Origin of the sequence: Legionella londiniensis, from assembly GCF_001467825.1 — a bacterium.
GTDB lineage: Bacteria > Pseudomonadota > Gammaproteobacteria > Legionellales > Legionellaceae > Legionella_A > Legionella_A londiniensis.
This window is the reverse complement of record NZ_LNYK01000016.1, coordinates 32,315-44,481: the sequence shown is the minus strand read 5'-3', so window position 1 is coordinate 44,481 and position 12,167 is coordinate 32,315. Positions and strand designations below refer to the sequence as shown.

Below are 12,167 nucleotides of genomic sequence, written 5' to 3'. Positions count from 1 at the left end.
TCATAACACTATGCGGCTTATTGCCGGCTCCAGGCTTTGACTCATTTCTTTTCAGTCAGGAATGATGAAAATTTGATATACTGCTTGCAAGCCAATGATTAGTATGTTTTTATTTCATTATATTCCGATGGAAGCAGATATAAGAGATATTGTCTCTATCTGCTGAATAGCCTGACTCTTTCTGATTGGGGATCTAGATTGAAGGAATTCTGCATCAGCTTGATAAGAAAAATAATGATGCTGATGATATTTGTCGTGCTTTCAGGGTGTCGGTCAGCCTCGTTGCCTGCCGCAAACGATAAGGCTGCATTGCCTTATAAAGTAGCCGGTGCTTATGATGAGGCTATTATGGAAATGCAGGACCAATTCAACAAGCAGGGCATACGTGTGATTACCCTGGGGCAGGACTATTTAATCAGTATACCTGCTGATAGGCTTTTTGCTACACAATCTCCTCGGCTCAGATGGGACTCTTATGGGTTGTTAAACAACGTTGCCTGTTATTTGCGGCAGTTTCGAAAAATAAGCGTCACTGTGTCTGCCTATAGCAGCAAATGTGTATCTCCTCAGCGTGAGCGGGCATTGACTTTAGCCAGGGCCCGGGCTGTTGGAAACTATTTGCGCACTCAAAATATAGACAGCCGATTTATCTTTACACATGGGCATGGCAGTGATAAACCTATATTATGTTTGAGGGAAGGTGGGGATTCTTCAGCAAATGCGAGAATTGAAATCACTTTTCGAAATGCAGTTGCGTGACGGGATATTGCTATGAGCCGGAGAGCTTGGCAAATCATTAAAAATTCAAAAGGGTTTTATGTTCGGACTTATCGTAGTTCTATCCGTGTTCTTGTGATTTCAATTTTTTTAAATTTAATTTTGGGTGTTTTAATTTATTATACTTATTTTTCAAGACCTGAGCCGGATTTTTATGCGACTAATGGTGTTACTCCACCAGTGCAGCTTACACCGCTTGATCAACCGAATTATACTTCAGAGCCCTTGCTTCCAGATGAAGTAGAAACTGAAACTGACAACAAAGTCATACCCCAATAACAGAGGATATTATGGCTGAAGATGCTTTGACAGCAGTTACATTGCGAAATAAATTTTATCGTGATGGACAACGGAAAATCGTTTTAGTGCTTTTGGTTTCATTGATTGCCAATTTAGTGCTGGCGTTCATTTTGGGTTATATTGTTACTCACCCGCCTGCGCCCAAGTATTTTGCAACCAGTATCAATGGACGGATTACCCCTCTTTTCCCGCTGAACGAACCAAACCAGTCGGATTCTGCAGTCTTGCAGTGGGCAAATCAGGCTGCGATAGCGGCATTTACTTATAATTTTGTCAATTACCGAAGCGAGCTGCAGGCTGCATCAGGATTTTTTACCGCAGAAGGCTGGTCGCAATTTCTAGCTGCGCTCGAGGAATCAAACAACCTTGATGCTGTCAGGGCAAAAAAACTGGTTGTTTCAGCGGTCGCAACAAGAGCGCCTATCATTTTACAAAAAGGAATATTAAACAATCGTTATTCCTGGCGTGTGCAAATGCCAATTCTTGTTACATATCAAAGTGCCAGTGAGTTTTCACAGCAAAATAATGTTGTAACCATGTTAATAACACGTGTGTCTACACTTAACTCGCCAAGAGGCATAGGCATAGCTCAGTTTGTAGTTGGCCCTGCAACTGGTGAGGAGTAATGATATGAGTAAATTACAATCAATAAGCAGGGCGATAAAATTATTACAAAAAGCTGGTTTCTCCATCTTTAAATTTTTTTATGTTACTCTTTTGATTGTTTTTTTTACAAAAATTGCAGTGGCCCAGCAGGTTGATCCGGCTCAACAAGCCTTGGAACAACTCAGGATGTTGCAGCAGCGTCTGGCAGCGGAAAGAGATACCCAGCAGGCTCCAGCCGCCGCGGCGCCAGCCCAAGCCGCACCAGCACAGGTTCGCCCCCTTCCTCCCCAGGCTCCACCTCAGCCAACTGCTGCACAGACGAGGCCTCCGGCACAACCTGCTCAGCAGCCTCCGGAAGCCATGGTGCCGCCGGCTGTAGAAAAAGAAACGATCGACGAATTGGCATTTGAAGAAGTGACTGGGCAATTATTTCCTTTATCCCCAGAGCAAATCATCAAACTCAAGCAAATGTACCAGACTAAAGAATATGCGGAAGCTTCTCCGGCTGGAACTCCGCCAAAGCCTACGGCTACTTCGCAAATAGTCAATCTTTCCCCAGGTTCCACGCCGCCAGTTATACGCTTGGCCCAAGGGTTTGTATCTTCGCTTGTTTTCCTTGACTCCACGGGTTCTCCCTGGCCAATCAGTGCATATGACTTGGGCAATCCATCCGCATTCAGTATCCAGTGGGATAAAACCAGCAATACGCTCATGATCCAGGCGCTTAAGCTCTATACATACGGCAACCTTGCTGTACGGCTACAGGGGTTAAATACGCCTGTCATGCTAACTTTAATACCCGGTCAAAAGGCAGTTGATTATCGGGTGGATTTGCGTATTCAAGGGTTTGGGCCAAACGCTAAAAGTTTGCCTATGGAAGTAGGCTTACCGCCTTCTGCGAATGATGTGTTGCTGAATGTTTTGGATGGTGTCCCCCCGCCAGCCAGTAAACGGCTCACCGTAAGCGGGGGAGATGCGAGAGCCTGGTTGCTAAACGAGAAAATGTATGTCAGAACCAACCTGACCATATTATCTCCAGGCTGGATTGCAAGTATGACCAGTGCAGATGGGATGCATGCTTATGAAATGCAAAAATCTCCTGTGTTACTGGTATCCTGGCACGGTAAAGTCATGCAACTCAAGGTAGAAGGGTTATAATAAATGGCAGGAAGAAGAGAAAATCTCAAGGCATTATTCACCAATACCCGATCCAGGGTAATTATTATTTTTACCGGGGTTGTCCTGGTTATTGCCGTTATCATTGGAGCAATCCGCTTTACAGCTTCTACGGCTCCTGTAGTAACAAAAGCCCGGATTGCTGAAGCGCCTGGCGGTATTGCCTCTATTCCAGGTTCAGCTGACCCGACAGCAGAATATGCAGCTCTCGTAGAAACGAGAAATATTCAACAGGCTGAAGAAGCGGCCAAGACAGGCGGCAGCGCCATTCCTACCATTATACGTACTCAGGCCTTTGGCAAGGGCGTCCAGGCAATTGGGCCTCAGCAGGGTAAGGGTGCGGTTGGTTTTACCACACTGGCGCTTGAAGATGTTGCTGGAACTCAAAAAAGTTTATGGCTGCAAACCTTAAAAGAGGAAAATTGCAGCAAGGCCGCAGTAGAAAAGGTCGTTTCACAAGGAGCGGCCTTAACTGATTTAAAGACAGAGTGCAGCTGCGCCCAGCTTAAGGATAACGGGTATGGTTTATCAGAGCTGCAGCAAGTTTGTTCTTGTAAGGAATTGAAGGCTGCAGGTTTTAATGCCAGGCAATTGAAAAATATCGGCTACACTGCGCGCCGCTTGCGCCTTTGTGGCTTTAATGCCTGTGAACTGCATGCCGCAGGCTTTACGGCACAGGAAATGAAAGATGGTGGCTTTACGGACGGGGAATTAAAAGGCGCAGGATATTCGCCAGAAGAAATAGCAAGGGCAGGTGGGCTGCCGGAAGGAATTACAGAGCAGGATGTACGTAATGCCGGCTGCGATGCAGCTTCCTTAAGAAGATTAAGAACTGCGGGGGTATCTGCCGCAGCTATACGGCGCATTAATGGTTGTAGCCCCGCACAATTAAAAGCGGCGGGTTTTACTGCTGAGGAGCTTAGAAATGCCGGGTTCAGTGCTGCCGATCTCAAGAATGCAGGATTCACTCCTGCAGAACTTCGAGCCGGCGGATTTAGCGGCAGAGATCTCCTGAATGCCGGATACAGTCCTGAAGAACTGGCCCAAGCAGGTTTTACCTCTGATGAAATCAAGGCGGCTGAAGCCAATTTGCCGCCCGGCGTGACTCTGCAAAAGGTAAAAGAAGCGGGTTGTGATCCTGAAACACTGCGAAGGGAGCGCTTGGCAGGCGTGAGTGCAAAAATCATTCGCCAGCAGGCAGGATGTAGCGCAAGTGCCTTAAAGGCGGCTGGGTTTACTGACAATGACTTGGCAAATGCCGGGTTTTCTCCTGCTGAAATTCGTGCAGCGGATCGAGTTGGCGACGATGCGATAAGAAGCGCAGGCTGTGACCCTCAAAGACTTGGAGCCTTGCTTCAACAAGGGGTATCAGCCAAGAGAATCAGGGATTTGAATGGGTGTGATGCCGCAACCTTAAAAGCAGCAGGATTTGATGCTAAATCGTTGGCCGAAGCCGGTTTCACCCCGGATGAACTGCGTAATGCCGGCTTTACCGAGCGTGAAATTCAGGATGCTCAAGCCGTCAGCGATGAAGGAGTGCGTGCTGCGGGCTGTGATCCACAAAAATTAAATTCATTACGCCAGCAAGGCGTCACTGCAAAACGCATCCGTGAATTGAATGGGTGTGATGCCGCAGCTTTAAAAGCAGCAGGGTTTGATGCCAAATCCTTAGCCGAGGCTGGATTCACTCCAAATCAATTAAGAAATGCGGGCTTCACGCCACAAGAGGTTCAGAATGCATTCCCTATGAGTGAAGCGGATATCAAGGCGGCAGGCTGTGATCCGGCAAAGTTAAGAACACTGTATCAGCAGGGAGTATCTGCAAAGAGGATCCGTGATTTGAACGGTTGCGATGCTGCAGCTTTAAAGGCTGCAGGGTTTGACGCCAAGTCATTGGCTGATGCTGGCTTTACCCCCCAGGAGTTGCTTGCAGCAGGGTTTACGCCGCAACAATTGAACCAGGCAGGCTTGAATCCGGAAGGCGTGATAGCAGCGGGCCGAACTGCAGATTGCAGCGTCGAATCACTAAGAGCGGCAAGGGCTATGGGCGTATCTGCCGAGACAATTAAAGAAACGCTGGGATGCAGTGCGGAGGCATTAAAGCAAGCAGGATATACTGCTGCTGAACTTAGACGCGCTGGATTTACAGCCGCAGAACTTAGAGATGCCGGATTTACGCCAGAGCAACTCAAACAAGCAGGATTTAGCGCCCAGGAACTTCGTGCAGCAGGATTTAGTGCTCAGGAATTAAAAAATGCCGGCTTTACTGCGGCACAATTAAAAGAAGCAGGGTTTAGCGCTTCTGAGTTAAAAAATGCTGGTTTTACAGTTTCTGAGCTTAAAGCTGCAGGATTTTCAGCAAAAGAATTAAAAGATGCGGGTTTTAGTGCCAGCGCGCTCCGTAACGCGGGATTTTCAGCCAAAGAACTAAAAGACGCAGGTTTTAATGCCAATCAGCTTAAAAATGCGGGTTATTCTGATGAAGAGTTGAAAAATGCAGGTTTTGCACCGGACGAGACAGTGGTTGCAGGGCTTCCCGAGCGGCCGCCAGCAGCGCCTCGACCATCCGCTGTAGCTGTGCCACCTGGCTTTGCAGGACCAGGCGCAGCCCCTGCCGCCCAACCTGCGGATAATGCCGCACAGTTACAGGAAATTTTAGAGCGCCAACAAAAACAAATGGCAGCGCAAGAGCATCAACAAGAATTACAACAACGCATCAGCGTCATGCAGGCTGCTGCCAGCGAGTCCTTGCAAGAATGGAAAACAGTTTCAACGCAGGTATATGTTGAAGGGTCTGCGAAAGAGGAAGCTGAAGCTGGGGCTGCTGGTCCGCAATTGGTGGGCGGCAAGCTGTATCAGCCCGGCGGCAGCGGCGGTGCAGCAGGCGATGGTGGAGGAGCCGCTCAGGAAGCAATTATTAAAACCGGCGATGTCTTGTTCGCAGTACTGGATACCTCAGTGAACAGTGATGAACCTGGACCTATACTGGCAACAATCGTTTCCGGCAAACTAAAAGGAAGTAAGCTAATCGGCAGTTTCACACTGCCCCCTAACGCTGATAAGATGGTGATTAGTTTTAATACCATGTCTGTACCAGGAGCCGCCAAAACGACATCTATTAACGCCTATGCCATTGACCCCAATACCGCACGAACTGCCTTATCGAGCAGAACCAACCATCATTATCTGATGCGTTACGGGTCTTTGTTTGCATCAACTTTCCTGCAAGGATTCGGTAACGCCTTCCAGTCAGCCGGCACAACGATAACCATTGGAGGTACAGGCGGTGTTCAGACCACAACTGTGCAGAGTGGGATTGGCCGTTCAATACTGGAAAATGCTGTGATTGGTTTGGCAACTTTAGGTAAAAGTTGGGCTCAAGTTGCTCAACAGCAATTTAATCGACCCACAACCGTAGAAGTTTGTTCTGGAACCGGGATGGGAATCTTGTTCACTCAAGATGTGACATCACTTTAAACTGTGGCAGGTAACTATGGCTGATAATGATCAATTGAATGAAGAATATCAATTTTCCGATTTGGATGCGATTGGTACAGATACAATCGATCAGGCAGAAAGGGGATATGAGGCCAGCCAGCGGAGAACGGCTGAAAGTTCAACCAATATTAAACGTAACGCGTTGATAGTGGTGGTTTTAGTCATTCTTGCCATGATTATTTATAAATTTTTAGGCTCTTTTTTTGCTGCCCCAAAAATTCCTGCACAGAAAGCTTTGCCTGAGAAGACAACAGTTGCTCAACCATCCCCACCGCCGCAGGTTAAGGCTGTTACTCCTGTCGTACCGGCACCTGTCGTACAGCCAACGATTCCAGCAAATGTCGAGCAAAAATTGTCTGCACTCGAGCTTAGCCAACAAAGTTTACGATCTGAAGTCTTATCTGTCGGTAATCAACTGGGTGGCATCAGCTCTAATGTGAATGAATTAACGGCACAAATAGCAAAATTAAACAATGCCCTCATGGCGCTAAATGATAGGCTCGAAGAACAGAGCCGAGAAATTGAGCGATTAATGATCAGAACAAAACCCAAAAAAACTCCAGTTGTCATTAAAAAACCTGTACCGGTAAAAAAATATTACATTCAAGCAGTAATTCCAGGAAGAGCTTGGTTAATTTCGCAAAATGGGACTACACTTACTGTAAGAGAAGGTACTGTAATCCCGGGATATGGAACAGTCAAGGTGATTGACCCGCTGCAAGGAAGAATAACGACCAGCTCAGGCCAGATAATAAGGTTCAGTCAAGACGACAGTTGAGGCAGTTTTATGGCTGATATTATAGATTGGGTAACAAAGCAAGCGGATATTTTAAACAATATCGCAAAATCATTGGAGCCTGTTGAAAAATTACTGACAGGAGCTGCTTATTTGATTGGTCTTTCTTTTGCTTTTAAGGCTCTATACAGTCTTAAAGTATACGGCGAGGCGCGCACGATGATGTCGTCAAATGCCAGTATTAAAGAGCCGTTGACTTATATGCTTGTTGCAGCGATATTTATTTATTTCCCAACAGCATTTCAAATTTTATTAAATTCTACTTTTGGTTATACCAGCGTGTTGGCATACGCGCCCATTAGCAGCGGCAACAGTACTTTGAATGCGTTGTTTGGTCCCAACAGTATGGTTGGCCGGTCACTGGCCTTAATTATCCAGGTTATTGGTTTAATCGCATTTATCAGAGGATGGGTTTTAATTGCCCGCTCTGCAGCACAAGGACAGCCTCCAGGAGGGACAGGGAAGGGATTGATGCATGTTTTTGGCGGCATACTTGCCATGAATATTGTCGGTACATTGGAAATAATCAATAATACGCTTTATGGTACTTCTTAAAATTTTTTTATAGATGGGGGAGATAAACGTGAATAGTTCAGGCATCAAAAATAGTCTAGGGTGGAGCATAACCTGCCTTGCTTTTATTGTTCTGTTTCTACTGGCTGGAGATGCAGCAGCCGCAGTAAAAACAGTGGGTGGGATGGCTTCAACGATTGTCAAGTCCTTCACAAATTTGGCAAAACTCATTACTGCTGGTTCCTATTTGGCAGGCCTTGGTTTTTCCATTGGCGCCATTATGAAATTCAAGCAGCATAAAGATAACCCAACCCAGATTCCAATTGGTACCCCTATTGCCTTACTTTTCATAGCCGCAGCATTGTTGTTCCTGCCAACTGTTCTTGGTGTTGCAGGCGGAACTATATTTGGCGGCGGTGAAGTGGCTGGGCCTACTGGAGTAATATTTACCGGTAAATCATCTTGATTTTTAGAGCCATACAAAATCCAGAGGACAGTTTTGTTCTCTGGATTTTTGTTTAATAAATTTTTTTAAAGAGATCGTTGATGGTCAGCAAATCTGGACACAAGGAATTAAGGCTAATTGCCAGCCCTGGTTCTTGGCGTTTATATTCTGCAAGAAAAGCTGACCCTCGTTTTAAGACATTTGAACAGAAAGTATTTCAACGTGATCGATATACCTGTCAGTTTTGTGGCTTCCAAGCTCGACTTTACCAGGAAGTCATTAATCTTGATGGTAATTACAATAATAATCAGCTAAGCAATTTGGCTACATCCTGTTGTTTTTGTGCTCAATGTTTTTTTATTGAATCAGTAGGCGTAGGGGGCTATGGTGGTGGAACGCTGATCTATCTTCCCGAATTATCACAAGCTGAGCTCAACAGCCTATGCCATGTACTTTTTTGTGCCATTACTAATGACACAGGGTATAAAAATACTGCGCAATCAATCTACCGCAGTTTCAAATTTCGTTCCCAGGCAATCGAAAATAAATTTGGCGAAGGAACCAGTGACCCGGCAATCTTTGGTCATTTACTCATTGATTCTGGTCATATTGATGATGAAATATCGGCAAATATTCTTAAAAATGTTCGTTTGTTGCCTTCCAGAGCCAAATTCCGCCAGCAAATAGAACATTGGGCTGCCAGTGCACTGGAAGAAATAGAAAAATAAAAGCGTAATCTATTCCTGAATGTTAACATAAATAAAATTTAAAAATTGGATCTTTTCACAGTCGAAATGATGGACTAACAACAATAAGAGGAATTCGGAATGGGTAATTGGGCAGAGTCATTTTTTGAAAGCGTCGATACCTTTTTTGCCTGGTTAAGCACATCATTAAAGCAGACTACTGAGTCTTACATTGAATTAGAAACGGCAGATAGCCCAACTGTTTTGGTTAATCACGATGGCACATTGGTTTCCATATTGAGAGTTGAAGGTATCACAGCGCTTGCAGGCGCTGAAGAATATCTAAGATTGGTAGAGGGATTAACCAACAGCTTCCAAGCGGCCATGGGCAGGCCAGGCCATGCCTTGCAGGTTTATTTCAGCCATGATAAGCAAAACATCCAGAAACTGATTCGCGATATTTATGCTCCAGCAGAAGCAACTGCCAAGCGGCTTGATTTGGATTTAAGTGATCTATTCAATGAGCGCGTCAAATTCCTTTCGCAATACTGCTCTGAAGAAAATGTGTATTTTGTCTTAATGACAAGGCCTTTTAACTTGCCGAAGGATCAGCTGAAAGTGGCCAATAAGGCAAAAATGAAAATGATCCAGGAAACAAAAGCGCCGCCTTTCAAAAATACCCAGACCATATACGCTGCAATCCCTGAATTGCGCGATACCCATAGCGCATATGTACGTTCGATACAAAATGATCTTGAATCACTGAATGTGATGTCCAAATTAATGGATGTGCATGAAGCTGTGCATGCCATACGCATGACTGCCGATCCGGATTTTACTGCTGACGATTGGCGCGCAAGTTTACCCGGAGATAAGATTCCAGTGCGGGAAATTAATAGTTTTGAAGGAGACCCATCTGATTTGCTTTGGCCGCCTCTGGCTAAACAGGTGATTCCCAGGGACGCAGAAATAATTGACCGCCGAACCGTTCTTGTTGGCAATAAAATCTATTCTTCGGTATATATCGATTTGTTTCCCAAGGATTTAAGGGCCTTTCAGGTTTTGTTTTCCCGCATTTTACCAACGCATGTGCCTTGGCGGATTGCTTTTTTTATTGAAAGCGAAGGCCTGGAAACAATAAAACTTAAAGGCATGCTGGCATCAATTTTGAGTTTTTCATCGGCACAAAACCGTTTGATTAGCGATTCAGTGAATTTGTTAAAATATTTGCAAATTAATACGGATGAAGCAATTGTCCGTTTACGCGTGGTAGCAACAACCTGGGCGCCGGAAAACAACACGCCGCTATTGCGTAGAAGAAGTTCAGAGCTTGTAAAGGCAATAGAAGGGTGGGGATCAACAGACGTTTCCGAAATTTGCGGCGATCCTTTTGCGGGATTTGTATCAACTGTGCTTGCGGCAACCACGCAAAGTGCTGCAGTACCAGCGGTTGCACCCCTTTCCGATGTCGTATCCATGCTGCCGATTACACGTCCTGCATCCCCATGGAGAACCGGCGCCTTGTTATACCGTTCACCTGACGGCAAGCCTTGGCCGTTTCAGCCTGGCTCAAGTGCCCAAACAACCTGGATTGATCTGGTCTATGCGCGCCCCGGCTCTGGTAAGTCAGTGCTTTCCAACGCTCAGAATTTAGCCCTTTGCCTCTCTGGAGGCATCAATAGGCTGCCAAGAATTGCAATCATTGATATCGGCCCATCAAGCAGCGGTTTAATTTCATTATTAAAAGAAGCCTTGCCTGCAGATCGGCGGCATTTTGTGGCCTATCACCGCCTGCGCATGACCCCCGAGTATTCTATCAATCCTTTTGATACTCAACTCGGTTGTCGTTTTCCCACAGCATTAGAGCGCTCCTTTTTAGTCAATTTTTTAACTTTATTAACCACACCCCTTGGCGCGACTAAAACTTATGACGGCATGGCTGATTTAAACGGGATGGTGGTGGACGAGCTTTATAAAAGTTTTTCTGACGAATATAATCCTACCCCCTATGCTCCCGGGGTTGAAGAGCTTATTGACAGCATACTGGAAGAGATCAACTTTGTACGCGACTCCAAATCTACCTGGTGGGAAGTGACGGATGCTTTATATTCTGCAGGTTTTGTCCACGAAGCCATGCTTGCTCAACGCTATGCCATGCCGCTACTGGCGGATGCTGCATCCATCTGCCGAACTCCTTCAATAGAAGACTTGTATGGAAAAGTGACCGCACCTACGGGCGAAACACTCATCAGCGCATTTTCCCGGATGATATCAGGGGCTGTGCGCGAGTATCCTATATTATCCAGGGTTACTGCATTTGATATCGGTGATGCGCGCATTGTTTCACTGGATTTGGATGAAGTGGCAAAAAGCGGCGGAGATGCCGCAGACAGGCAAACGTCAGTCATGTATATGCTCGCTCGTTATGTGCTTGCCCGCCACTATTATCTCACTGAAGAAAGCTTAAACAATGTTCCTGAGCAGTACCAGAATTATCACAAAGAGCGAATCTCAGAGATTCGTGAAGATCCGAAACGCATTGTGTATGACGAGTTTCACCGTACTGCAAAATCTTCTGCCGTTCGCGATCAAGTCATCATTGATATGCGTGAAGGTCGAAAATGGAAAGTCCAGATTTCTCTGCTTTCGCAATCAGTAGATGACTTTGATCCGGTTATGATTGAATTTGCAACCTCAATTTATATCATGGACGCAGGCCCTTCACAGGCCATTGAAAAAACAACTAAAATTTTTGGATTATCTGATACGGCAAAAACAGCTCTGCGTACCCGCGTACATGGCCCAAGAGAAGGAGGCGCTACTTTCCTTGCCCAATTTGCAACTAAAAGTGGTGTTAACGTGCAGCTTTTGACTTTGACATTGGGCCCTATTGAACTGTGGGCATTCAGTACAACTGCTGAAGATGCGGTTGTGCGTAACCAGTTGTATCGAACCATAGGCCCCAAAGAAGCCAGACGTTTTTTGGCAAGTTTATTTCCTGGCGGCACTGTCACTAAAGAAATAGCATCAAGGCTTGAGAGCTTGAAATCCGAGGGTGTGTTAATAGAGGAAGAAGGAAAAGAAAGTGTTATCAGTGAACTGATTAGAGATATTCTGGAAACGTATTCTCGCGATCCAAACAGCAAAGCTTTGCCTCCGCATAGACGTTAAAAGCCTGTCTCAGCCGTAGCCTGGATTAGACAAAGATGTCATCCAGGATTTAATGTGGCCTGCTGATTTATTTTTCCAGTTAAGATAAGAAATGATGGGCATTTTTCGCAAAAACACTCTCTGTGCATGACAAAAAACCAGTCATGCCCGCGCAGGCGGGCAACCATCCATCAAAATAATCCAATGCTCAAATCAAGCC

The 12,167-nt window shown here is 45.7% G+C and carries 10 protein-coding genes; all 10 read left to right on the top strand.

Annotated elements, in window-relative coordinates:
- Positions 1–234 precede the first annotated feature (234 nt).
- The 10 genes from icmN to Llon_RS05970 all read left to right on the top strand — a co-directional run bounded on the left by icmN (position 235) and on the right by Llon_RS05970 (position 11,968).
- Positions 235–759, top strand: a complete 525-nt coding sequence (gene icmN / locus Llon_RS06015) for a type IVB secretion system protein IcmN/DotK (protein WP_115336880.1) — start codon at positions 235–237, stop codon at positions 757–759.
- Between the two features lie 12 nt (positions 760–771).
- Positions 772–1,056: a type IVB secretion system protein IcmM/DotJ gene (icmM, locus tag Llon_RS06010; RefSeq protein ID WP_058529171.1), complete on the top strand. Its 285-nt coding sequence runs from the start codon at positions 772–774 to the stop codon at positions 1,054–1,056.
- 11 nt (positions 1,057–1,067) lie between these two features.
- Positions 1,068–1,703, top strand: coding sequence for a type IVB secretion system apparatus protein IcmL/DotI (locus tag Llon_RS06005; protein WP_058529170.1), 636 nt, complete (start codon positions 1,068–1,070; stop codon positions 1,701–1,703).
- 4 nt (positions 1,704–1,707) lie between these two features.
- Positions 1,708–2,841 carry a DotH/IcmK family type IV secretion protein gene (locus tag Llon_RS06000; RefSeq protein ID WP_058529169.1) on the top strand — a complete coding sequence of 378 codons (1,134 nt, stop codon included), beginning with the start codon at positions 1,708–1,710 and terminating at the stop codon, positions 2,839–2,841.
- A 3-nt stretch (positions 2,842–2,844) separates the two neighbouring features.
- A complete protein-coding gene (gene dotG, locus Llon_RS05995) occupies positions 2,845–6,336 on the top strand; it encodes a type IVB secretion system protein DotG/IcmE (protein WP_058529168.1) in 3,492 nt (1,163 codons plus the stop codon).
- A gap of 16 nt (positions 6,337–6,352) precedes the next feature.
- Positions 6,353–7,135: a type IVB secretion system protein IcmG/DotF gene (icmG, locus tag Llon_RS05990; protein WP_058529167.1), complete on the top strand. Its 783-nt coding sequence runs from the start codon at positions 6,353–6,355 to the stop codon at positions 7,133–7,135.
- Positions 7,136–7,144: 9 nt separating this feature from the next.
- Complete coding sequence (locus Llon_RS05985) at positions 7,145–7,708, top strand: hypothetical protein (RefSeq protein ID WP_058529166.1); 564 nt, start codon at positions 7,145–7,147, stop codon at positions 7,706–7,708.
- A 13-nt stretch (positions 7,709–7,721) separates the two neighbouring features.
- The gene (locus Llon_RS05980; protein WP_058529165.1) at positions 7,722–8,132 is read left to right on the top strand and encodes a hypothetical protein; all 411 of its coding nucleotides are present in this window, start codon (positions 7,722–7,724) and stop codon (positions 8,130–8,132) included.
- 80 nt (positions 8,133–8,212) lie between these two features.
- Positions 8,213–8,839: a type IVB secretion system protein IcmJDotN gene (gene icmJ, locus Llon_RS05975; protein WP_115336879.1), complete on the top strand. Its 627-nt coding sequence runs from the start codon at positions 8,213–8,215 to the stop codon at positions 8,837–8,839.
- A 99-nt stretch (positions 8,840–8,938) separates the two neighbouring features.
- A complete protein-coding gene (locus Llon_RS05970) occupies positions 8,939–11,968 on the top strand; it encodes a type IV secretion protein IcmB (RefSeq protein ID WP_058529163.1) in 3,030 nt (1,009 codons plus the stop codon).
- The last annotated feature ends 199 nt before the right edge of the window (positions 11,969–12,167 follow it).